Genomic DNA, 21,404 nt, shown 5'->3' on the forward strand with positions numbered 1-21,404 from the left:
TGTCCTCCACCCTACGGCGTCGCGCTGTGCGCCCCGGCCTTAAGGTACGGGGCATGTCCGATGATCGGTGGCACACGGTCCTGGTGCTCGGCGGGATCCGGTCCGGCAAGTCCGCATTCGCCGAGTCCCTGGTGGCCGGCGCTCCGGCCGTGCGCTATGTGGCGACCGCGGCCGGCGGCGAGGACGACCCGGAGTGGCTGGCCCGGATCGAGGAACATCAGCGCCGCCGGCCGCAGTCGTGGTCGACGGAGGAGACGGCGGCCGACCCGGCCCGGCTGACCGAGTTGCTGAGCGAGGCCAAGCCCGACGACACGCTGCTCGTGGACGATCTGGGCGGCTGGGTGGCGGCCCTGCTCGACCCGGCCCGGCAGCCCAACAACGACGAGGCCGACGTGGCCGGGCTGGCCGCCGCCGTGCGCGCCTGCACGGCACGGGTGGTTCTGGTGAGCCCCGAGGTGGGTCTGTCGCTGGTGCCGACCACGCCGGTCGGGCGGGCCTTCGCCGACGCGCTGGGCACGACCAACCAGGCTCTGGCCGACGCCTGCGACCGGGTGGCGCTCGTCGTCGCCGGCCGGCCGGTGTGGCTGAAGGGCTCCCCCGACGAAACAGCCGCCACGGAACCGGCAGCTGCCACGCAGGCGGATGCCGCCGCAGCGGTGGAGTCGGACGCGAGCATCGTGAGCCCGGCCGTCGCGCCGGCCACGACAGCGCAGCCGCAACTGGTCAGCCCGGTGGCAGCTGAGGCCGCGGCGGCCACCCCGGCGGCCGGCGTGCTCAACGAGCCCACCATGGTCCTGCCCCTGGTCGCCTCGGCCGTCGTCTTCGAGCCCGGCATGGACCTGCCCATGCCCGACGGCGACGCCGGCCCCGACGCCCGCGACCGACTGCCCTCCCTCGACTTCCCCGGCATCGGGCTGGGCCGCCTGGCCGAGGCGGTCACCTTCGCCGCCGCCACCCAAGCCACCGTCACCCCGCAGCCGTGGAGCTCCCCGCGCGTCCTACTGCTCTCGGGCCGCCATTCGGGCGGCGCCGCGGCCGGTGACGACGTGGCCGACGTCGAGCGCCGCGTCGCCCAGGTCGAGAACGGCGAGGGCGTGCTGAGCCGCCTCGCCGGCACGGCCGGGGCCGACATCGCCGTGCTGCGCACCCCCGAGGCCACCCCGATGGAGGACATGGCCGCGGCGTCCCTGGAGGACGTCGACCGCGCCCTGCAGCAGGGCTGGCTGCTGGCCGACGCCGCAGCCGAGGCCGGCCGGGATCTGCTCGTCATCGCGTCAATCGGCGTCGGCACGGACGCGGTCGCAGCCGCCGTCTCCGCCGCCACCACGGGCGCCGAGGCCGTTGCTGTGCTTCCCCGCGTGCTGCTGCCCGGCGGCGTCTACGACGACGAGTCGTGGATGGAGCGGGCCGCCGCCGTGCGGGACGCCCTGCACCGCATCCGCCGGGAACCGCGCGGCGCCAAGGACATCCTGCGCGAGCTGGGCGGCCAGGACGTCGCGGTGGCGACCGGCGCGCTGCTCGGCGCCGCGGCCCGGCGGCTGCCGGTCGTGCTCGACGGGCCGGTCGGGATTGCGGCCGGGCTCATCGCGCGCGATCTGGGCGGTCAGATCCGGCACTGGACGCTGCTGGCCGACGCCGGCGACCTCGAGCTGGTGCGCCAGGGCGGCGATGTGCTCGGCCTGACCCCCGTACTGGACCTGGGTCTGGGTCTGGGTGAAGGCGCGAACGCGCTGGCCGCCCTGCCGCTGTTGCGCACGGCCGTCGGTCTGGCGTCGTCGATCAGTGTGCACCCGGCGCTGGAGCCGGAGGACGACGCCGACTTCGCCGAGCCGGAGCCGGACGGTCCGGGACCGGCGACCACCCACCCGGAGTGAGCCTCGGGGCGGGTCTGCGGCTCTCGGTCACCACGCTGACCGTTCTGCCGGTCCGCGCCGGGCGCGTCGACCGCCCGGCGGCCGCCGTGGCCATGAGTGTGGCGCCGGCTGTCGGCGCCCTGCTCGGCCTGTTGCTGGCCGCGCTGCTGTGGCTGCTGCGCGAGGCGCACGCTCCGGCCCTGGTCGCGGCGGGCGTGACGGTCGCCGCGGCGGCTCTGCTGACCCGGGGCATGCATCTCGACGGGCTGGCCGACACGATCGACGCGCTCGGCTCCTACCGCCGGGGCGACGCCGCCCTGGACATCATGAAAAAGTCGGACATCGGCCCGTTCGGGGTCGCCGCGATCGTGCTCACGCTGCTGATCCAGGCTTCCGCGCTGGCCGTCGTGCCGCTCGTCGCGGTCGTCGTGGCGTTCGCGGCCGGACGGGTCGCCATTCCGCTGGCCTGCCGCCGAGGTGTTCCCGCTGCCCGCCCCGAGGGGCTCGGCGCGCTCGTGGCGGGCACTGTGCCGGCGCCTGTGGCCGTTCTGGGCGCGGCGCTGGTCACGGCCGCGGCGATTGCCGCGACTCCGGACCGTCCCTGGCAGGGGCCGGTCGCCGTCGCGATCTCGCTCGCCGTCGTGGTGCTGCTGGTGCGCCATGGCGTACGGCGTTTCGGCGGCATCACCGGCGACGTGCTGGGCGCGGCCGTGGAAGCGACCACCACGCTCGCGCTCGTCGGCCTCTCGCTCGGCTGAAGGCGAAGGCAGGTAAGGCCAGCCAGCCCTACCCCCGCCCTACCAAGGGGGCGGGCCCGAACTACGCCGCCCGCAAGCCGGAAACGAGGTTGTCCACAGGGTGCGAGCGGTGATGTGAGAAACAGTTTCTAGCGCACCGAGGTCTTCACGAACGGCGGCTTGACCACGCGGGCCTCGGCGCGGCGGCCGCGGATGTCGATCTCGACCAGGTCGCCGTCGGCCACGGCGGCCGCCGTGTCGAGCAGGGCCAGCGCGATGCCGATCTTACGGGTGGGCGAGAACGTGCCGCTCGTGGTCTCGCCGATCAGCTGGTCCCCGGCGTACACCCGCATGTGACCGCGCGGGATGCCGCGCCCGGTCAGCTCGAGCCCGCGCAGGGTGCGCCGCGGCCCGGCCGCCTTCTCGGCCAGCAGGGCGTCGCGACCCCAGAAGGCGGGCTTTTTCCAGGCGACCGCCCAGCCGGAACGCGCCTGCACCGGGGTGATCTCGAGGGTCAGCTCCTGGCCATGCAGCGGATAGCCCATCTCGGTGCGCAGCGTGTCGCGCGCGCCCAGGCCGCACGGGCGCACCCCGGCGCCGATCAGCTGGTCCCACACCTCGACCGCCGACGACCAGGGCACGACCAGCTCGTAGCCGTGCTCGCCGGTGTAGCCGGTGCGGCACACGATCAGGTTGCCGGCGGACGAGAACGACATGTAGTCGTGCGCGGTGGGCAGGCCCAGTTTCGCGAGCACCTCGGCCGACTGCGGCCCCTGCACGGCCAGGACAGCGAACTCGTGGTGCTCGTCGGTGACCGTGATGCCGGCCGGGGCGGCGGCGGTCAGCAGCCGTACGACCGAAGCCGTGTTCGCCGCGTTCGGGATGAGGAAGACCTCGTCGTCGGCGATGACGTACGCGATCAGGTCGTCGACCACACCGCCGTCCTCGGCGCAGCACAGGGTGTATTGCGCCTGGCCGGGACCGATGCGGCCGAGGTCGTTGCTCAGGCAGGCGTTGACGAAGGCGGCGGCGCCGGCTCCCCGTACGCGCGCCTTGCCGAGATGCGAGACGTCGAACACGCCCGCCGCCTCGCGGACCGCCGTGTGCTCCTTGATGACACCGCCGCCCGCGTACTCGAGGGGCATTTCCCACCCCCCGAAAGCGGCGAACTTCGCACCCAGTGCCACGTGGCGCTCGTGCAGGGGCGAGTGGGAAAGAGCGTCGGCAGACATGAGAGTCAACTTACCCGTGACCTCGCGCTTGGTTAGAGTCGCGGGGAGCCCCCACCCCGGCGTCACCGCGCCGGGGCCTACCGAACCAGCCGGCGCGCCCATGAGGCGCCTGGCTCATCAGTCCGCGGAGTGCCCGAGTGACCCAGCCCAGCCTCAGCCTGGTCGACACCGACCCGGCCGAATTGGTCGTCGACGCCATCGTCATCGGCCTGCACAGCCAGCCTGACGAGGGCGGCGCCCTGCTGCCGGCGGCCGGCGCCGAGAGCATCGCCGCCGCCTTCGACGGCAGGCTGACCTCGACGCTGGCGCTGCTCGGCGCGAGCGGCGCGCCGGGCGAGGTGACCAAGCTGGCCACCCTCGGCACGATCTCGGCGCCGCTGGTGGTCGCGGTCGGCCTCGGCGACGAGCCCACCGGTTCGGCGCCCAGCCCCGAGACGTTGCGCCGGGGCACCGGGGCCGCTGTGCGCGCGCTGGCCGGCAGCAACACGGTCGCGCTGGCGCTGCCGCTGCCCGACGACGAGGACGCGCCGGGCGTGCTGCGCGCGATCCTCGAGGGCGCGCTGCTGGGGTCGTACCGGTTCGCCGGTTACAAGACGAAGCCGCAGCCGAACCGCCGCGAGCCGGTTGCCGCGCTGCAGGTGCACGTGCACGACGCGAACGACGCCTCGGCCGCGGCCGAGGTGACCCGGGCCGAGGCCGTCGCCCACGCCGTGCGGCTGACCCGCGACTGGGTCAACACCCCGCCCAACGTGCTGCGCCCGCCGGAGTTCGCCGACGCCGTGGTGGCCGCGGCCGCGGGCACCGGCCTCGAGGTCGAGGTGCTCGACTTCGACGCGCTCAAGGCCGGCGGCTACGGCGGCATCGTGGCCGTGGGTCAGGGCTCCGAGGCGCCGCCGCGCCTGGTCAAGCTGACCTACACCCCCGAGGGCGTCGAGTCGCCGAAGCGGGTCGCGCTGGTCGGCAAGGGCATCACGTTCGACACCGGCGGCATCAGCATCAAGCCGGCCGCCGGCATGTGGGAGATGAAGTCCGACATGGCCGGCGCGGCCGCGGTCGGCGCGACCATGCTCGCCGTCGCCGCGCTCAAGCCCCGGGTGGCGGTCAGCGCGTATCTGGCGATGGCCGAGAACATGCCGTCCGGCACGGCGTACCGGCCGGGCGACGTCATCACGATGTTCAACGGCAAGCGGGTCGAGGTCTACAACACCGACGCCGAGGGCCGCATGGTGCTGGCCGACGCGATCGCCCGCGCCTGCGCCGACGGCACCGACTACGTGTTCGAGACCTCGACGCTGACCGGTGGCCAGGTCATCGCGCTCGGCAAGCGGATCGCGGGCCTGATGGGCTCGGACGAGGCGGTCGAGCTGGTGCGCGCGGCGGGCGACCGGGTCGGCGAGCCGGCCTGGCCGATGCCGCTGCCGGACGAGGTGCGCAAGGGCATGGAGTCCGACATCGCCGACATCTCCCAGACCAACTCCAATCTGGACCGGGCCGGGCACATGCTGCAGGGCGGAGTCTTCCTGCGCGAGTTCGTGGCCGAGGGTGTCGAGTGGGCGCACATCGACATCGCGGGCCCGAGCTACCACACCGGCGAGCCGAGCGGCTATTGGAGCAAGGGCGGAACGGGCGTCCCGGTTCGTACCCTGTTGTCCGTGATCGACCAGTTGGGCTGATTATTTCCGGTTCCGGGCGCACGGCGCCCGGAACCGTGTCAGTTTTCCTGGGCGGGACGCCGCTTCCGGCGCTCGTTGTAATCGCGCATCCGTTGCGGATAGCCGAGCAACGCCACGTCGTAGATGGGAACGCTGAGCTGATGGGCCCACCGTCGCGCGATCTCGGGCGTCTCGGTGCGACGCCGCGTCCATTCGCCGTCGTGGGCCACGAGCAGCACCGTGGTCTCGGTCACCGACGTACGCGGCTCGATGAACGCCTCGACCCCGCGCCGGGTGCGCGCGAACTCTGCGAGATACTCGAGATCGGCACGATCCACCGACCGACCGGCCGCTCGCTGCGGCTCCCGGCGGCGCCGAAACCAGGCCACTACCCGCTCCTCACGTTCAATTGGGGCAAGAGTACGTCGAGCGGGCCCGCGCGTGGGGAACCTGACTGCATCGATCGGTTCGCCAAGTGACAAGATGGCCTGGACATACTGTGACCGTTTCCATTGTGTGACCCGCATGGCAACGACGCGAACACTGGAGTCAACGTGAGCCAGCCGAACGGCGGAACCTTCGACATCGTCATCCTCGGCGCCGGCAGCGGCGGCTACGCGGCCGCTCTGCGTGCGGCCGAGCTCAACCTCTCCGTCGCGCTGATCGACAAGGCCGAGCTGGGCGGCACCTGCCTGCACCGCGGCTGCATCCCGACCAAGGCGCTGCTGCACGCGGCCGAGATCGCCGACCAGACCCGCGAGAGCGAGCAGTTCGGCGTCAAGGCCGACCTCGTCGGCATCGACATGGCGGGTGTCAACGCGTACAAGGACGGCGTGGTCGCGCGCCTCTACAAAGGCCTGCAGGGCCTGCTCAAGCAAGACAAGATCACGCTGGTGCAGGGCGCCGGCAAGCTCGTCGGCAAGGACACGGTCGAGGTCGACGGCAAGCGCTACACCGGGCGCAACGTCATCCTGGCGACCGGCTCCTACTCGCGGACCATCCCGGGCCTCGAAGTCGACGGCAAGCGCGTCATCGCCAGTGAACACGCCCTCAAGCTCGACCGCGTGCCTTCCTCCGCGATCGTGCTGGGCGGCGGCGTGATCGGCGTCGAGTTCGCCAGCGTCTGGAAGTCGTTCGGCGCCGACGTCACCATCATCGAGGCCCTCCCCCGCCTGGTCGCGGCCGAGGACGAGGAGATCTCGAAGACGGTCGAGCGCGCCTTCCGCAAGCGCAAGATCAACTTCAAGGTCGGCAAGCCGTTCGAGAAGGTGGAGCACACCGACAGCGGCGTGCGCGCGACCATCGCCGGCGGCGAGACCGTCGAGGCCGAGGTGCTGCTGGTCGCGGTCGGCCGCGGACCGACGACGGCCGACCTGGGCTACGAGCAGCAGGGCGTCACGCTCGACCGGGGCTTCGTCATCACCAACGAGCGGCTGCACACCGGCGTCGGCAACATCTACGCCGTGGGTGACATCGTGCCCGGCCTGCAGCTCGCGCACCGCGGCTTCCAGCAGGGCATCTTCGTGGCCGAAGAGATCGCCGGGCTCAAGCCGGCCCCGATCGACGAGGCGGGCATCCCCCGGGTCACCTACTCCGACCCCGAGATCGCCTCGGTCGGCCTGACCGAGACCAAGGCCAAGGAGCAGTACGGCGCCGACAAGGTCTCGACGTACAACTACAACCTCGGCGGCAACGGCAAGAGCCAGATCCTCAAGACCGCCGGTTTCGTCAAGCTGGTCCGGCTCAACGACGGGCCGGTGCTGGGTGTCCACATGGTCGGCGCGCGCATGGGCGAACTGGTCGGCGAGGCTCAGTTGATCTACAACTGGGAGGCGTTCCCGGAAGAGGTCGCTCAGCTGGTCCACGCCCACCCGACGCAGAACGAGGCGCTCGGCGAGGCGTTCCTGGCCCTGTCCGGCAAGCCCCTGCACGCACACAGCTGATCCCGTTCACAGCGGTTAAGGAGTTCTGAGACATGCCGGTATCGGTCACCATGCCGCGACTGGGTGAGAGCGTCACCGAGGGCACCGTCACTCGCTGGCTCAAGCAGGAGGGCGAGCGGGTGGAGGCCGACGAGCCGCTGCTCGAGGTCTCCACCGACAAGGTCGACACGGAGATCCCGTCGCCCGCCGCGGGTGTGCTCACCCGCATCGTCGTCGGCGAGGACGAGACGGCCGATGTCGGCAGCGAGCTCGCGGTCATCGCCGGCGAGGGCGAGGACGCCGGTTCGGCCGAGCCCGCGCCTGCCGCTCCGGCCCAGCAGCAGCAGGAACAGGAGCCGGAGCCCGAGCCGGCCGCGCTCAACACCCCGTCGACCGAGAAGCCGGTCGAGCAGGAGGCTCCGGCGCCGCAGACCGCCGTTCCCACCGGTGGCGGCGAAGGCACCGCGGTGAAGATGCCGGCGCTCGGCGAGAGCGTCACCGAGGGCACCGTCACCCGCTGGCTCAAGCAGGTCGGCGACGCCATCGAGGTCGACGAGCCGCTGCTCGAGGTCTCCACCGACAAGGTCGACACCGAGATCCCCTCGCCGGTCGCGGGCACCCTGCTCGAGATCAAGGTGCAGGAGGACGAGACGGCTGACGTCGGCGCCGACCTGGCGATCATCGGCGCCGAGGGCGCGGCCCCCGCACCGGTCGAAGAGAAGCCTGCTCCGGCCCCGCAGCAGGCCGCGCCTCCGAAGCAGGAGACCGCCCCGGCTCCGCAGATCGACTCGGCGCCCGCGCCGACGTTCGAGCCGGCCGGTGAGTCGTACGCCGACCCGGCTCCCGAGGCCGAGACGGCCAAGGACCCGGTCGCGGCCGAGCGGGCCGCCGAGCCGCCCGCGCCGTCCACGCCGCGGGTCGAGACCGCGAGCCCGAACGGCGCCGGCGACGCCGGTTACGTGACGCCGCTGGTGCGCAAGCTCGCCACCGAGAAGGGCGTCGACCTGTCGGCCCTGACCGGCACCGGCGTCGGCGGCCGCATCCGCAAGCAGGACGTCATCGACGCCGCCGAGAAGGCCGCGGCGGCCAAGGCGGCGCCCGCGCCGCAGCAGCAGGCCGCCCCGGCGGCGGCCAAGCCCGCGGCCGCCAAGCCGGCGCCGAGCCCGCTGCGTGGCCGCACCGAGAAGCTGACCCGCACCCGCGCGACGATCGCCCGTCGCATGGTCGAGTCGCTGCAGGTCTCGGCCCAGCTCACCACGGTCGTCGAGGTCGACGTCACCAAGATCGCCCAGCTGCGCAACAAGGCCAAGGCCGACTTCCTGGCCAAGAACGGTGTGAAGCTCAGCTACCTGCCGTTCTTCGCGCTGGCCGCGGTCGAGGCGCTGCGCCAGCACCCGGTGGTCAACTCGTCGATCGACCAGGAGGCCGGCACGGTCACCTACCACGACGCCGAGCACCTGGGCATGGCCGTGGACACCCCGAAGGGCCTGATCGTTCCGGTGATCAAGGACGCCGGCGACCTCAACCTGGCCGGCCTGGCCAAGCGGATCGCCGACGTCGCCGACCGCACCCGGAACAACAAGATCGGCCCCGACGAGATCTCGGGCGGCACGTTCACGCTGACCAACACGGGCAGCCGGGGCGCGCTCTTCGACACGCCGATCATCAACCAGCCGCAGGTCGGCATCCTCGGCACCGGCGCGGTGGTCAAGCGGGCCGTGGTGATCGACGACCCCAACCTGGGCGAGATCATCGTGCCGCGGTCGATGGTCTACCTCGCGCTCAGCTACGACCACCGGATCGTGGACGGCGCCGACGCCGCCCGTTTCCTGGTCACGCTGAAGGACCGCCTCGAGGGTGGCCACTTCGAGGGTGACCTCGGGCTCGCGTAACACAGCAGCACCGAGAAAGCGCGCCGGTTCGCCGGCGCGCTTTCCTCGTTTTGAACGGGTTCACTTCAGGGCATGATGGGGACATGCGGATCCTGATCTCGGGCGCGTCCGGTTTCCTCGGCGGCAACCTCGTCGAGTGCCTGCGCGGCCACGGCCACGAGGTGACCAAGCTGGTGCGGCGGCCCGCGCGGAGCGCCGACGAGGCGACCTGGCAGCCCGCGCAGGGCCAGATCGACCCGCAGGTGGTCGCCGCGGCCGACACGGTGATCAACCTCTCCGGCGCCAACGTCGGCGGCAAGCGGTGGACCGCCGGCTACAAGAGCGAACTGCGCTCGAGCCGGGTCGACACCACCGGCACGCTGGCCCGGGCCATCCGCAAGCTGCCCGAGGCCGACCGCCCGCGCACCTTGCTGCAGGCGTCCGCCGTCGGCTGGTACGGCGAGACCGGCGACACACCCGCCACCGAGGAGGCGCCGGCCGGCACGACGTTCCTGGCCGACCTGTGCCGCGTCTGGGAGGCCGCCGCCCGCCCGGCCGAGGACGCCGGCGTCCGGGTCGTGCTGCTGCGCACCGGCCTCACCCTCGACAGCCTGCTCAAGCCTCTGCTGCCGCTGTTCAAACTGGGCGGCGGGGCCAAGCTGGGCGGCGGCCGGCAGTGGATGCCGTGGGTCAGCCTGCCCGACTGGCTCGGCGCGGCCGACTTCCTGCTCGAGCGCGAGGACATCTCGGGCCCGGTCAACATCGTCGGGCGCGAGCAGATCACGAACGCCCAGTTCACCAAGGCGGTCGCGGCCGCCGTGCACCGCCCGGCGCTGCTGAGCGTGCCCGGCCCGGCGTTGCACGTGGTGCTCGGCGAACTCGCCGGCGAATCCCTGCGGAGCGCGCGGGTCGTGCCGGCGGTGCTGGAACGGGCCGGCTTCCGGTGGGCCTACCCCACGATCGAGGGCGCCGTGCAGGCCGCAGTGAACCCGGAACCGGCGACGTCGCGCTGAGCAGCGGCGCAGGCTTGCTAACCTGCGCGTGATGTCCGTCGCCGTTCCCACCTCCACGTCCTCGTCAGATCAGCCGGCACCCCCCGCCGCCCCCCGGGCGACGCGGCAGTGGCGGTTCCATCTGTTCGTCGCGCTCATGGCCCTGGCCCTGGGCGGCTATGTCGTGAGCCGGCTCTGGCGCGACCCGTTCCAGCACGCGGTCGCCGAGAACGTGGGCGATCAGGCGTTCTTCGAGTGGGTGCTGTCCTACGGCGTGCACCTGCTGCACCACGGCGGCGATCCCTTCTTCACCGACCTGATGAACGTGCCGGACGGCGTCAATCTGGCCGCCAACACCTCGATCACGGTCTACGCGATCCTGTTCGCGCCGCTCACCATGCTGGCCGGCCCCCAGGTCACGTTCCTGGCGGTCCTCACGCTCAACCTCGCGGGTTCGGCGTACGCGTGGTTCCTGTTCCTCAGCCGCTTCGTCACCGCCAACCGGGCGGCGGCCGCGCTGGCCGGGTTCTTCTGTGGCTTCGCGCCGGGCTTCGTCGCCCACGCCAACGGCCACCTCAACTGGACCTCGGGCTGGATCGCGCCGCTGGTGCTGTGGCGGCTGCTCAAGATGCGCGACACCGCCCACTGGCTGCGCAACGGGTTGATCCTGGGCGTGACGCTGGCCGTCGGCTTCTCGATCGCGGCCGAGGGGCTGTTCTTCACGGCGCTGGCCGGCGGGGTCTTCGTGATCGCGTGGTCGCTGTCCCCGGTCAACCGGGCCGAGGCGCGGGCTGCGCTGCCGAAGTTCGCCGCCGGGCTGGGTCTCACCGCCGTGGTGGCCGGCGCCCTGCTGGCGTACCCGCTGTACATGCATTTCGCCGGGCCGCAGACCTTCAAGGGCACCGGCTTCAACCAGCGGCACTACTCCGAGGACCTGCTCTCCTTCTTCGCCTTCAGCGACCGCTCACTGGCGAGCTGGGCCGGGCTGGGCAACGACCTCGCGGCGAACAAGACCGAGGAGACGAGCTTCTTCGGCCTGCCCCTGCTGGTGCTGCTCGCCGTCTCCCTGGTGACGCTGTGGCGCAGCGCGGACGACCGGCGGCGGGCGACCCTGCGGGCCCTGATGACCGTCGGCGGGCTGTTCTTCCTGATTTCGCTCGGCCCCCGCCTGCGGGTGGCCGACACCGAGACCGACATCCCGCTTCTGTACGCGCTGTTGCAGCACGTGCCGCTGTTCGACGCGGCACTGCCGGCCCGCTACGCCCTCGTCCTGGTGGGAGTGTTCGGGGTGATCCTCGCCATGGCCACCGACCGCGCGTTCGGCGCGGCTGCTCCGCAGCCGTGGTTCGCGATGGGCCTCGTGGTCGCGCTCGTGCCGATCTTCCCGGTGCCGCTGCACTACCGGGAGCGGGCGCCCGAGCCGCGGTTCATCGCCGACGGCACGTGGGAGAGGTACGTCGGCGACGGCGGGGTGATCAGCGCGCTGCCGTTCGCCATCAACGTGGCCGCCGACGGGCAGCGCTGGCAGGCGTACACGATGGCTCGGGCCGGCAAGGAGTTCCGCATCCCCGACGGGTACTTCCTCGGTCCCGACGCCGACGGCTCCGAGGGCAAGGGTCGCATCGGCGCCCTGCCGCGGGCCACCGACTGGCTGTTCCTGCGGGCGGCCCTCTACGGCTACCTCGCCGACCTGGACAACGCCGACCGGGCCACGGCGCGCGCCGACTTCCAGCACTGGGGCGTCGAGGCGCTGTTCCTGCCCGACGTGATCACCGGACCCGAAGGGCCGCTGTTCCGCTCGGCGGTCGAGATCACCGCGACCGATCTGCTCGGTCCGCCCGAGCGCGTGGACGACGTGCTGGTGTGGCGCATCCGTCCCGGAGTGGATCCGGCCGACCGCTGACAAGGGGACTACCGTGGGACGCGTGACAACTTCCACGCTCACCGTCCTGCGGCCCGGCCTGGTCGACTATCGCGAGGCCTGGGACGAGCAGCGGCGCCTGCACGAGGCCGTGGCCGACGGCGCCCAGCCCGACACGGTCCTGTTGCTGGAACACCCCAGCGTCCTCACCGCCGGCAAGCGCACCGAGCCCGCCGACCTGCCGATCGACGGCACCCCGGTGGTCGAGGTCGACCGCGGCGGCAAAATCACCTGGCACGGCCCCGGGCAGCTGGTCGGCTACCCGATCCTCAAGCTGGCCGACCCGATCGACGTGGTGGCCTACGTCCGCCGCACCGAGCAGATGCTGATCGACGTCTGCGCCGAGTTCGGCGTGACGGCCGCCCGCAGCGACATCAAGGGCCGCAGCGGCGCCTGGGTCCTGGCCGACGAACGCGGCCCCGACCGCAAGATCGCCGCGATCGGCATCCGGGTCGCCCGCGGCGTGACGCAGCACGGTTTCGCCATCAACTGCGACTGCGACCTGGCCAACTTCGACCGCTTCACCCCGTGCGGCATCCGCGACGCGGGCGTGACGTCGCTCTCGGCCGAACTGGGCCGCGACGTGACGGTGGCCGAGGTGCTGCCGGTCGTCGAGAAGCACCTCACTACCCTGCTCTGATGGCTCTCTATCGAGACCCGGCCGACAAGCGGGTCTTCGTCCCCAAGCGCGGCGGCGGGGTGTCCGTGAATTTCGGGCACCCCATCGCCTGGGTGATCCTCGTCTGCACCACGATCATCCCGTTCGTCATCGTCGTCGGCATGACCATCGCGGTGCTCGCCTGATGCCCTCCTTGCTGACCGCGGTGACCTACGAGGCGCAGGAGCCGGAGCGGGCGGCGCGTTTCTGGACCGCCCTGTTGGACCTTCGTCCGGCCGACGACGCCCAGGTCGCTCTGCGGTTCGTTCCGGGCCGCGCCGGCGCGCTCGGCCACAACCGCATCCACCTGCACCTGACCAGCAGCGATCTCGACGACCAGCAGCGTACGGTGGCCCGGGCGATCGAACTCGGCGCCCACCACCTCGACGTCGGGCAGCGCCCCGAGGAGGGCCACGTCGTGCTGGCCGACCCGGCGGGCTACGAGTTCGACGTGATCGAGCCCGGCAACTCGTACCTGGCCGGAACCGGCTTCCTGGGCGAGTACGCGTGCGACGGCACCCGCGAGGTGGGCCTGTTCTGGAGCGAGGCGCTGGGCTGGCCGCTGGTCTGGGATCAGGACGAGGAGACAGCGATCCAGTCACCCCGGGGCGGCACGAAGGTCGCGTGGGGCGGGCCGCCGGTGGCACCGAACGAGCGGCCGAACCGTCAGCGCTTCGAACTCGTCCCGGTCGAGGCCGATCAACTGGCCGAGGTCGACCGGCTGATCGCGCTCGGCGCCACCCGGCTCGGCCCCGGCGACGACGGCGCCGTCAACCTGGCCGACCCGGACGGCAACGAGTTCAGCGTCCGAGCCGCCACACCGTGAACGTGACGTCGGACTTCTCGCAGCCCAGGTAGGGTCCCGCGGCAACGCATGCGCTCGGCAGCACCAGCGGCAGGACGCCGCGCACGCGCCCGTCGGCCAGTCCGATCACCGACGTCCGGCCCGGTTCGGTGACGAGCAGCAGCCCGCCGACCGGGCCCGAGCGTCCCAGTTCCCGTTCGACCCGGCCGGTCGCGAGGTCGACCACAGCCGAACGGCCGCTCTCCTCGAACAGCACGCCGCTCTCGCCCATGCCGTGCCAGGTGGGACTCGTCCACCGGACCGACCCGTCGGCCGGGTCGATCACCGTCAGCCCCGCGGAGCCGAACGCGCACAGCAGGCCCGGGCCGCACGGAGTGACCCCGTAAGGCGAGTTGGTGGCCGTGATCCACTCGCGGGACAGCCCGTCGCGCGAGAACGCGGCGAGGTAGCTTCCGCCGAAGACGATCAGCCGGTCACCCACGAGCCGGGCGGCCGGATTAGGCAGGCCGAGGTCGCGGCGGGGAGTGAGCTCCGCGCCGTTCGCGGCGTCGACCACAGTGGCGCCGCCCGCCTCGTCGAGAATCACGGCGTACGCCTCGTCGGCCGAGTAGTTGAAGGCCGGCCGTGACCAGAGGACCCGCCCGGTGGGCAGGTCACGCATCTGCAGGATGTGCTTCTCGACATCCCACGCGGCGACCCGCCCGCCGATCACGTCGACCGCCAGCGTGTCGTCCAGCCGCCAGCGCAGCGCACCCGTGCGGGCGTCGAGAAACGTCACCTGGGCGGTTTCGTTCACATCGACGATCAACGTGTCTTCCCCGGCCACCGTCAACCGCTGCCCGGGCTTCGTCCGCGAGCTCCACCGCGGGCATCCGGTGCACAGCGGCAGTGCCTCGACGTGCCCGTCGGTGCGGACGGTGTAGTACGCCTCATCGGTCAGCAGGCTGGTCAGCGATCCCTGCCCGTCGACGGTGAGGACCTCGGTGATGCCGACCGCCCGATCGGGGGCAGCCGCTCCGCCCGCCAGTGCCAGCACGAATGCCGCCACCGCCACGACCCGGTAGCGGGCCGGTCGCCGGGGCTTGGCCGGGATCGCGCTCGCGGGCCGCACGACATCGAGATCGATCACCACGGACCGGACTCTACGCCCGGCGTACCCGCCAGAAGCGGAACCGGGCGTCGACCGTCGTCATCGCTACGGGGCGACCCGGTTGAGGTCTCTCGGGAAGGCGGTCACCTCACGCACGTTAGCCGTGCCGGTCAGGCGGGCCACGAACCGTTCGAGCCCGATCGCCCACCCGCCGTGCGGCGGCATCCCGTAGCGGAAGCCGTCGAGATATCCCGCGTACGGCTCCAGCGGCTCCCCGGCGCGGGCGAGCGCCTCCACATAGTCCTCGTAGCGGTGCAGGCGCTGCCCGCCGGTGACGATCTCCAGCCCACGGAACAGCAGGTCGAAGCCGTTCGAGTACGCCGGGTCGGCCGGGTCCGGATGCGTGTAGAACGGCCGCTTGCGCATCGGATAGCCGGTCACGTAGACGAACTCGGAACCGTGCTCGCGCAGCGCCCACTCGCCCAGCGCCCGCTCGTGGGCCGGCGCCAGGTCGGGCTCGTCGGCGGGCGCCCCGGCGATCCGCAGCGCCTCGCTGAAGTGCACGGCGGGGATCTCCGACGGCACCCGCGGCGTCGCCAGCCGGGCGCGGGCGGTGATGGTGGCCATCATGACGGTGAGCGTCCGCGTCAAAGCGGCCATCACGTCGCGGTGGTCCTGGATGAAACCTAGCTCGGCGTCCAGCGAGGTGTACTGCGACAGGTGACGCGCGGTGTCGCTGGGCTCGGCGCGGAAGACCGGGCCGACCTCGAAGACCCGCTCGAAGACGCCGACCATCAGCTGCTTGTAGAACTGCGGCGACTGCGCCAGATACGCCGTACGCCCGAAGTAGTCGAGCCGGAAGACGTCGGCCCCGGACTCGGTGGCCGACGCGACGATCTTCGGCGTCTGGATCTCGACGAACCGCTGCTCGGTCAGCGCGGCGCGGAAGCCGGCGGTCGCCGCCGCGGCCACGCGCAGGGCCGCCCGGCGCTGCGGGTGCCGCAGGGCCAGGGCGGCGTGGTCGAGCTGGGCCGGCAGGCCGGCGCCGATCGCCGGGCGGTGCAGCTCGAAGGGCAGCGGCGCGGTCACGGCGGAGAGCACCCGGATCGTCGGCGCGGTCAGCTCGACCCCGCCCGGTGCCTGCTCGTTGGCGGTGACCGTCGCCACCACTTCGACGACGCTCTCCTCGGCGAGCTCCTCGAGCTGGGCGCGGGTGCCGGGTTCGGTCACGACGACCTGGCTGAGACCCTCGGCGTCGCGGAGGATCAGGAAGGCCACCGACTTGAGCAGTCGGCGGCGGTGGATCCAGCCGGCGATCGTCACCGTCGCGTCGACGTGCGCGCGGAGCTGGGTCGAGAGGATGCGTTGCATGGCGGTTGACCTCCTTGAAAGCTGCAACGCGGCCCCAGGGAGGCGTGGGCGAGCGGGATCCTCGCGGTGCCACCACGCCTTCGCGCCCTGACGGGCGCCTCTTTGTGTTGCTGCGGCTCAGGAGTGTCTTCACGCCCCGGCGCCCGGGCCACCTTCACAGCGATCGGTGGCTCTCTCGGCCGGCCTTCCGGGGGCTACTCGGTTCCCTCACTGCCGTGGGCGGGACGTTAACAGCAGGCGTACACGCCGCGAAAGAGAATTTAACCGGTTCATGTGAGCGCCGTCACACCTTGTGTCACGTGAGCCTCGTCGCCCCTGTCTTGGCGGAATCCTATTCAGGCGTAATCTCGGGGCTGTGACTATTGCTCCCGAGGGCCGCCGCATGCTGCGCATCGAAGCGCGCAACGCCGAAACTCCCATCGAGCGGAAGCCTCCGTGGATCAAGGTCAAAGCGAAGATGGGTCCGGAATACACCCAGATGCGCGGCCTGGTGCAAAAGGAAGGCCTGCACACGGTCTGCCAGGAGGCCGGCTGTCCCAACATCTACGAATGCTGGGAAGACCGCGAGGCCACCTTCCTCATCGGCGGCGACCAGTGCACCCGGCGCTGTGACTTCTGCCAGATCGACACCGGCAAGCCGGCCGAGTTCGACGCCGACGAGCCCCGCCGCGTCGGCGAGTCCGTGGCGACGATGGGCCTGAAGTACGCGACCGTGACCGGCGTGGCCCGTGACGACCTGCCCGACGGCGGCGCCTGGCTCTACGCCGAGACGGTCCGCCAGATCCACAAGCTTCAGCCCGGCTGCGGTGTCGAGCTGCTGATCCCCGACTTCAACGCCGAGCCGGCCCAGCTGGCCGAGGTCTTCGGCGCCCAGCCCGAGGTGCTGGCCCACAACGTCGAGACGGTGCCGCGCATCTTCAAGCGCATCCGCCCCGGCTTCCGCTACGAGCGCTCGCTCGACGTCATCACCCAGGCCCGCGCGGCCGACCTGGTGACCAAGAGCAACCTCATCCTGGGCATGGGCGAGGAACGGGCCGAGATCTCCCAGGCGCTGCGCGACCTGCACAACGCCGGCTGCGAGCTGATCACCATCACGCAATACCTGCGGCCGACCCCGCGGCACCACCCGGTCGAGCGCTGGGTCAAGCCCGAAGAATTCGTCGAGCTGCGCGAAGAGGCCGAGCAGATCGGCTTCGCGGGCGTGATGAGCGGCCCGCTGGTCCGGTCGTCCTACCGAGCCGGGCGTCTCTACAAGCAGGCCCTCGAGGCCCGCGGCTGACCTGATCCTCCCGATGCCCCGGCCCTTCCCGGCCGGGGCATCGTCGTCTTTGCCCTCGCGCCCGCCAGTGCGCTTCGCGCTTCGCCTCAGAAAGCCGGATATCAGCCGATTCTGTGAGTATGCGCTGGCTGACGCTCCTGCTCGTCGCGGCGACGCCGGCGGTCGTTCTCAGCGCCCCTCTCGCCGCCTCGGCCGCTGACACCTGCGTCTCCGCCTCGTCGGCCACCTTCCGCCACACGTTCAACGGCGCCTCCGGCAAGGCGACCGTCAGCGCCGTCCGTCCGCTCTGCGCCGGCCAGACCCAGTCGTTCAGCCTGGTCTCGTACACCGACGGCAGCGGGGGCCAGTTCACGTACGCCACCGACCGCGCCACCATCACGTCGAGGGCCCGCACGGTCCGGCTCGACGTCGTGGTTCCGCCCTGCCGCACCCAGGTCACCGCGATCACCGGCACCGGTCTGCTCGACGAGGTCACCAGCGGCGGCAACCCGTACGGCGCGGCCACCCTGGGCGCCGCGGGCAGCCGCTCCACCGGCACGCAGGCCCACTACCGAGGCGGTTCGACCGACTGCGCCCCCGAGCCCACGGTCGCCTTCACCAGCGCGTGCGACGGCTCGTACCGGGCCACCCTGGCCAACGCCGCCTCCGCCAACGTCAGCGCTGCGTTCCTCATCGGCGGCCGCCTGACCCGATTGGCCCCCGGCCGCTCCACCACCGTGCGCGGCCCTCGCCAGGGCTCCCTGACGATCAGGGTCAGCACCTTCACCACGTACGTCGGAAGCTGGCGCCCGCCCACGGCAGGCTGCACCTTCGAACCGGCCCCCGCCCCTGCGACGAACCCCGCCCCCGCCACCACCCAGCCCTCGGCCGTCGCCGCTCCGCCCGCCCCGGCGCCACCCTCCCCCGCCGCGACTGCCACGCCCGCCACCGACAACGCCCCCGCCATGTACTACCCGGCCCCCATCACGGCCGTCCCCGAGGCTCAGGCCGCCCGCCCCGGCATGAGCCCCGGCAGCATGTTCGCCGTGGCGTTCGGCCTGCTCCTCATCGGCGGCGGCGGCTACTTCCTGGTCCGCGTGATCCGCTCCCTCCGCGACCCCTCCTGATTTCGTGGCAGTGGTCCCACTGCGGCGCGAACGCCGTCGCTTCCCTGCCATCCCTGCGAGGCCTCCAGCGGCCCGAAATCGGGTCGGTCACTCGGGCGATCGGCTCTACGGTCGCGCCATGGGCCCTCTCGATGAGCAGCGCGCCTACTACCAGGCACGAGCCGGCGAGTGGTGGTGCCGGCAAGGCCGCTACGCGCTGCAACCCGACGAGGAACGGCGTTGGTTCGCCGACGTGGCCTCCGCCGAGCACGCCTGCGCGGCCACGTGCAGCAGCGCACCCCCAACGACGGCCGCGAGCTCCGGGTGGCCAAGCGCCTCTGGCAGCCCGCCGACCTGGCCGCCGCCGTAGCCCGCTCGGCTGGCGCCTGACGGCACAGACCACGCCGGACGGCCACATCGTCCACGCGACCGCGACCCATTCTCATTCAGTCGTGGTGCCGCCGCCGGCTCACGGCAGGTAGCGCACCTCGCGGAACGCCGGGCTGGGCCCTTCGAGCAGGCGCTGCCGCTGGTGGCGCAGATGCAGGTCGAAGAAGGCGAGGGGGTACGCCTGCTGGATGCGTACCGCCCGGTCGGGGCGCAGGGTGCCGACCCAGGACAGCAGGACCTCCTCGCTCCACCCGACCGCCGCACCGATCTGCGGCAGCAGAAACTGATAGTCGTCGTAGGCGTTGTGAACCGCGCCGCAGGCCCGGACGTTGAGCTTCCAACCGGTCAGGCGCGACCAGAGCTGCGCGACCGGCGCCGTGTCCCGGCCGTAGTCCGCCGTCATCAGCATGAACGGCCGGTCGAGATCGGTGGCGATGACCGGCTCCATCGGAGCGTCCAGGCTCAGCCCCGCCCGCACGCGCGAATCCGTGCTCATGACCAGCGCCGTCGCGGTCCCGCCCTTCGAGGTGCCGAACATCCCGATGCGCCCCGGATCGGGCGCGCCGGCCAGCCCCGCCGGCAGCGTACGGCCGTCGGCGTCGGGGTTCCGGCCCGCCGCGAGACGACCGATGCAATCCAGCACGTACGGAAGGTCGTCAGCGAAGTCGGGAGCGCCCAGCGACGGTTCGTCGACCGGGGAAAGCCGCCGCCCGTCAGGAAACTCGACAAACGCGTCGTACGTGTGGTCCACAGTGACCACCAGGTATCCGTGACTGGCGAGTTCCTGAGCCACAATCGTGGTGTCAGCACGCTGGTCGTGCGCCAAGGGCGAGTACACAACGACCGGCAGCCGCCCACCGGACCGCTGCACCGGCGCACCCACGTGCCCAGCCGTGACCGGCGGCCCGCCCACCGAGCCGGCCGGAATCCCGTTGAACTCCAGCAGGGCACGCAGGAGCGGGTCGGACAACCAGACGCCCCGCGGGTACCGAGCGACGTCGCGGGCCGGATACCAGACGCTGACCATCAGTTCGCGGTAGCGACCCGGCCCCGCCACCGGATCCGGCCGCGACCGATCGACCAGCCGCAATGCCACCGACCCGATCGGATGCGGACCGGTCGGTGCGGGCAGAACCATGCGCGGTGCGCCCGAGCCGAGCGGGAGGCCAGTTCCCGGAGCAGCCTCCGCAGAGCTGGTGACCAAAGCCGCTTCGGCGCGCCCCGCAAGTCCGAGCGGCAAGGTGAGCCCGGCGGCGAGCGCGCCCGTGATGAGATCACGACGCGACAGGTGTGAGCCGATCGGCGGTGTACGGGTCATAGCGCCTCCTACTGTCTTTGTGGCGTAGCGCCTCCCGGGCGCACGGTCGCCGTGCTCCCAGATGCGCGACGGTTTTCGGTCGGCATGTGTCGCTACTGCGGAATCACCATCTCGGGCCGACGGGCCAATGTGTCCGGCAGCGGGCGGGACGGCTCCGAGCGTGGCTGCCGGTGGTCGCGTCGATGTCGGCGAGCTGGTTGAGACGTAGCACTTTCATCGGACAGCGCGCCTGCCGATGGCAGCGGTGCCGGCCTCCCATTGCCGCGGAAGCATTGGGGCGCACAGGTTCCACTGACGCCGGCGGTGGTGAAGAGCGCCTGTCCTCTCGGCCCTTTCCACCTCGATCAGATCAGCCCACTTCAGCGCGCCCAGGTACTCGGCGAGGTTGCTGACGGTCACCTCCCACGAGGTACGCAGGTAACCGAACTCGGCCCGGCGCACCTCCTGCAATCCCAGGCGCACCCGCTCGTGCGCCGCGTCCGCCAAGCCACGGGCCGGGTGGGAGGAATCCGTCGTAGGACGGCGGGTCCAGGAGGTCGTTGGCGTTGCCCGGGTCCTGTGTGCCAGTCACGGCCATCACCGGCGCCGCCGTCGAGCGGCCCGGGAGCCGACCGTGCCCACTACCACCTCGACGACAACCTGCGGCACCGCGTATTGCGCGCGGAGCCCCCACAGAATCACCGCGAGCGTCACCGCGGCCAGCACCAGCAGCCGCCGCCCAGGCCACCCATTGGCCACGACGGAGGCACGCACCTCGGGCAACAGTCGCTGGCGCTCGCCACCACCAGACCCCATCCCTGTTGCCATGCCAACAGGTTTCCACAACAAACTGATTGGCGCTAGTGCCGACTTGTCGCCGACTCACCACAGTTCCTCAGCAGCATCCGTCCTGGGCAGCTCGGTCCTACGCTGCTCGGCTTCGGGGCAGCTCGGCTCTTGAGGCTGCCCGGTTCCTAGGCGGCCCGCATCTGAACCGCCCGGCACATAGGCCGCGCGACACCTGAACGGCCCGGCACCTGAGCTACCAGACTCCTAAGCCCCGGCACCAGAACCGCCCGTTTGACGGGCCGCCTGGCACCTGGGCCGCCCGGCTCTTGGCCGCACATAATCTGGGCCGCTCGGCGCACGAGCCGCTCGGCGCACCGCAGCCAAAGCATGTAGCCGAAGGTGTCGTCCGTAACTGGCGGCTCCCGAGCAGGCCAGCCCTCGGAAGGGCCGCCGGAGTTAC

20 protein-coding genes are annotated in these 21,404 nt (G+C 71.8%); 13 read left to right on the forward strand and 7 right to left on the reverse strand.

The features are described from left to right. Positions 1 to 53: 53 nt before the first annotated feature. A complete protein-coding gene (locus tag LXN57_RS29060) occupies positions 54 to 1,874 on the forward strand; it encodes a bifunctional adenosylcobinamide kinase/adenosylcobinamide-phosphate guanylyltransferase (RefSeq protein WP_251801385.1) in 1,821 nt (606 codons plus the stop codon). Further along, positions 1,871 to 2,611: an adenosylcobinamide-GDP ribazoletransferase gene (locus LXN57_RS29065; protein WP_251801386.1), complete on the forward strand. Its 741-nt coding sequence runs from the start codon at positions 1,871 to 1,873 to the stop codon at positions 2,609 to 2,611. The genes LXN57_RS29060 and LXN57_RS29065 overlap by 4 nt, the downstream gene beginning before the upstream one ends. A gap of 128 nt (positions 2,612 to 2,739) precedes the next feature. On the opposite strand, the gene gcvT is transcribed toward LXN57_RS29065, so the two are convergent. Continuing rightward, positions 2,740 to 3,822, reverse strand: a complete 1,083-nt coding sequence (gene gcvT, locus LXN57_RS29070) for a glycine cleavage system aminomethyltransferase GcvT (protein WP_251801387.1) — start codon at positions 3,820 to 3,822, stop codon at positions 2,740 to 2,742. 137 nt (positions 3,823 to 3,959) lie between these two features. Here gcvT and LXN57_RS29075 point away from each other — a divergent pair, with 137 nt between their 5' ends. Then, entirely contained in the window at positions 3,960 to 5,495 is a 1,536-nt protein-coding gene (locus tag LXN57_RS29075) for a leucyl aminopeptidase (RefSeq protein ID WP_251801388.1), read from the forward strand. A 38-nt stretch (positions 5,496 to 5,533) separates the two neighbouring features. Here LXN57_RS29075 and LXN57_RS29080 read toward each other — a convergent pair whose 3' ends face one another. Continuing rightward, on the reverse strand, positions 5,534 to 5,863 hold the full coding sequence (locus tag LXN57_RS29080; protein WP_251801389.1) for a hypothetical protein: 330 nt from the start codon (positions 5,861 to 5,863) through the stop codon (positions 5,534 to 5,536). Positions 5,864 to 6,028: 165 nt separating this feature from the next. Between LXN57_RS29080 and lpdA the strand changes: the two genes are divergently transcribed. The 7 genes from lpdA (at position 6,029) to LXN57_RS29115 (ending at position 13,664) form a co-directional block, all read left to right on the forward strand. Next, a complete protein-coding gene (lpdA, locus tag LXN57_RS29085) occupies positions 6,029 to 7,417 on the forward strand; it encodes a dihydrolipoyl dehydrogenase (RefSeq protein WP_251801390.1) in 1,389 nt (462 codons plus the stop codon). 32 nt (positions 7,418 to 7,449) lie between these two features. After that, positions 7,450 to 9,288: a 2-oxoglutarate dehydrogenase, E2 component, dihydrolipoamide succinyltransferase gene (sucB, locus tag LXN57_RS29090; protein WP_251801391.1), complete on the forward strand. Its 1,839-nt coding sequence runs from the start codon at positions 7,450 to 7,452 to the stop codon at positions 9,286 to 9,288. A gap of 83 nt (positions 9,289 to 9,371) precedes the next feature. After that, a complete protein-coding gene (locus LXN57_RS29095; protein ID WP_251801392.1) occupies positions 9,372 to 10,280 on the forward strand; it encodes a TIGR01777 family oxidoreductase in 909 nt (302 codons plus the stop codon). Positions 10,281 to 10,311: 31 nt separating this feature from the next. Further along, on the forward strand, positions 10,312 to 12,162 hold the full coding sequence (locus tag LXN57_RS29100; protein ID WP_251801393.1) for a DUF6311 domain-containing protein: 1,851 nt from the start codon (positions 10,312 to 10,314) through the stop codon (positions 12,160 to 12,162). 22 nt (positions 12,163 to 12,184) lie between these two features. Further along, positions 12,185 to 12,820, forward strand: a complete 636-nt coding sequence (gene lipB, locus LXN57_RS29105; RefSeq protein ID WP_251801394.1) for a lipoyl(octanoyl) transferase LipB — start codon at positions 12,185 to 12,187, stop codon at positions 12,818 to 12,820. Next, on the forward strand, positions 12,820 to 12,984 hold the full coding sequence (locus tag LXN57_RS29110; protein WP_251801395.1) for a DUF5808 domain-containing protein: 165 nt from the start codon (positions 12,820 to 12,822) through the stop codon (positions 12,982 to 12,984). Before lipB ends, LXN57_RS29110 begins: the two co-directional genes overlap by 1 nt. Then, complete coding sequence (locus LXN57_RS29115) at positions 12,984 to 13,664, forward strand: VOC family protein (RefSeq protein ID WP_251801396.1); 681 nt, start codon at positions 12,984 to 12,986, stop codon at positions 13,662 to 13,664. Before LXN57_RS29110 ends, LXN57_RS29115 begins: the two co-directional genes overlap by 1 nt. Here the strand turns inward: LXN57_RS29115 and LXN57_RS29120 are convergent. Both LXN57_RS29120 and aspS read right to left on the reverse strand, forming a co-directional pair. Further along, a complete protein-coding gene (locus tag LXN57_RS29120; RefSeq protein WP_251801397.1) occupies positions 13,639 to 14,775 on the reverse strand; it encodes an outer membrane protein assembly factor BamB family protein in 1,137 nt (378 codons plus the stop codon). The genes LXN57_RS29115 and LXN57_RS29120 overlap by 26 nt on opposite strands. A 63-nt stretch (positions 14,776 to 14,838) precedes the next feature. Beyond that, a complete protein-coding gene (gene aspS / locus LXN57_RS29125; protein WP_251801398.1) occupies positions 14,839 to 16,104 on the reverse strand; it encodes an aspartate--tRNA(Asn) ligase in 1,266 nt (421 codons plus the stop codon). 382 nt (positions 16,105 to 16,486) lie between these two features. Here aspS and lipA point away from each other — a divergent pair, with 382 nt between their 5' ends. The 3 genes from lipA to LXN57_RS29140 all read left to right on the forward strand — a co-directional run bounded on the left by lipA (position 16,487) and on the right by LXN57_RS29140 (position 18,858). Continuing rightward, positions 16,487 to 17,383, forward strand: a complete 897-nt coding sequence (gene lipA / locus LXN57_RS29130) for a lipoyl synthase (RefSeq protein WP_221376308.1) — start codon at positions 16,487 to 16,489, stop codon at positions 17,381 to 17,383. A 119-nt stretch (positions 17,384 to 17,502) separates the two neighbouring features. Next, positions 17,503 to 18,489, forward strand: coding sequence for a hypothetical protein (locus LXN57_RS29135; RefSeq protein ID WP_251801399.1), 987 nt, complete (start codon positions 17,503 to 17,505; stop codon positions 18,487 to 18,489). A 219-nt stretch (positions 18,490 to 18,708) separates the two neighbouring features. After that, positions 18,709 to 18,858 (forward strand): hypothetical protein, encoded by a 150-nt coding sequence (locus LXN57_RS29140; protein ID WP_251801400.1) that lies wholly within the window; start codon positions 18,709 to 18,711, stop codon positions 18,856 to 18,858. A gap of 79 nt (positions 18,859 to 18,937) precedes the next feature. Here LXN57_RS29140 and LXN57_RS29145 read toward each other — a convergent pair whose 3' ends face one another. The 3 genes from LXN57_RS29145 to LXN57_RS29155 all read right to left on the reverse strand — a co-directional run bounded on the left by LXN57_RS29145 (position 18,938) and on the right by LXN57_RS29155 (position 20,983). Next, positions 18,938 to 20,176 (reverse strand): alpha/beta hydrolase, encoded by a 1,239-nt coding sequence (locus tag LXN57_RS29145; protein ID WP_251801401.1) that lies wholly within the window; start codon positions 20,174 to 20,176, stop codon positions 18,938 to 18,940. A 213-nt stretch (positions 20,177 to 20,389) separates the two neighbouring features. Beyond that, the gene (locus tag LXN57_RS29150) at positions 20,390 to 20,662 is read right to left on the reverse strand and encodes a transcriptional regulator (protein ID WP_251801402.1); all 273 of its coding nucleotides are present in this window, start codon (positions 20,660 to 20,662) and stop codon (positions 20,390 to 20,392) included. A 90-nt stretch (positions 20,663 to 20,752) separates the two neighbouring features. Next, positions 20,753 to 20,983 (reverse strand): hypothetical protein, encoded by a 231-nt coding sequence (locus LXN57_RS29155; RefSeq protein WP_251801403.1) that lies wholly within the window; start codon positions 20,981 to 20,983, stop codon positions 20,753 to 20,755. Positions 20,984 to 21,404: the final 421 nt, after the last annotated feature.

Source organism: Paractinoplanes hotanensis, from assembly GCF_023717965.1.
Lineage (GTDB): Bacteria > Actinomycetota > Actinomycetes > Mycobacteriales > Micromonosporaceae > Actinoplanes > Actinoplanes polyasparticus.

What these genes read in the sequence shown, in the direction of transcription:
- gcvT (WP_251801387.1), bottom strand. Translation starts at nt 3,822, where the DNA reads ATGTCTGCCGACGCTCTTTCCCACTCGCCCCTGCACGAGCGCCACGTG.
- LXN57_RS29155 (WP_251801403.1), bottom strand. Translation starts at nt 20,983, where the DNA reads ATGGCAACAGGGATGGGGTCTGGTGGTGGCGAGCGCCAGCGACTGTTG.
- LXN57_RS29100 (WP_251801393.1), top strand. Translation starts at nt 10,312, where the DNA reads ATGTCCGTCGCCGTTCCCACCTCCACGTCCTCGTCAGATCAGCCGGCA.
- lipA (WP_221376308.1), top strand. Translation starts at nt 16,487, where the DNA reads ATGCTGCGCATCGAAGCGCGCAACGCCGAAACTCCCATCGAGCGGAAG.
- LXN57_RS29145 (WP_251801401.1), bottom strand. Translation starts at nt 20,176, where the DNA reads ATGACCCGTACACCGCCGATCGGCTCACACCTGTCGCGTCGTGATCTC.
- LXN57_RS29095 (WP_251801392.1), top strand. Translation starts at nt 9,372, where the DNA reads ATGCGGATCCTGATCTCGGGCGCGTCCGGTTTCCTCGGCGGCAACCTC.
- aspS (WP_251801398.1), bottom strand. Translation starts at nt 16,104, where the DNA reads ATGCAACGCATCCTCTCGACCCAGCTCCGCGCGCACGTCGACGCGACG.
- LXN57_RS29060 (WP_251801385.1), top strand. Translation starts at nt 54, where the DNA reads ATGTCCGATGATCGGTGGCACACGGTCCTGGTGCTCGGCGGGATCCGG.
- LXN57_RS29110 (WP_251801395.1), top strand. Translation starts at nt 12,820, where the DNA reads ATGGCTCTCTATCGAGACCCGGCCGACAAGCGGGTCTTCGTCCCCAAG.
- LXN57_RS29135 (WP_251801399.1), top strand. Translation starts at nt 17,503, where the DNA reads ATGCGCTGGCTGACGCTCCTGCTCGTCGCGGCGACGCCGGCGGTCGTT.
- LXN57_RS29115 (WP_251801396.1), top strand. Translation starts at nt 12,984, where the DNA reads ATGCCCTCCTTGCTGACCGCGGTGACCTACGAGGCGCAGGAGCCGGAG.
- sucB (WP_251801391.1), top strand. Translation starts at nt 7,450, where the DNA reads ATGCCGGTATCGGTCACCATGCCGCGACTGGGTGAGAGCGTCACCGAG.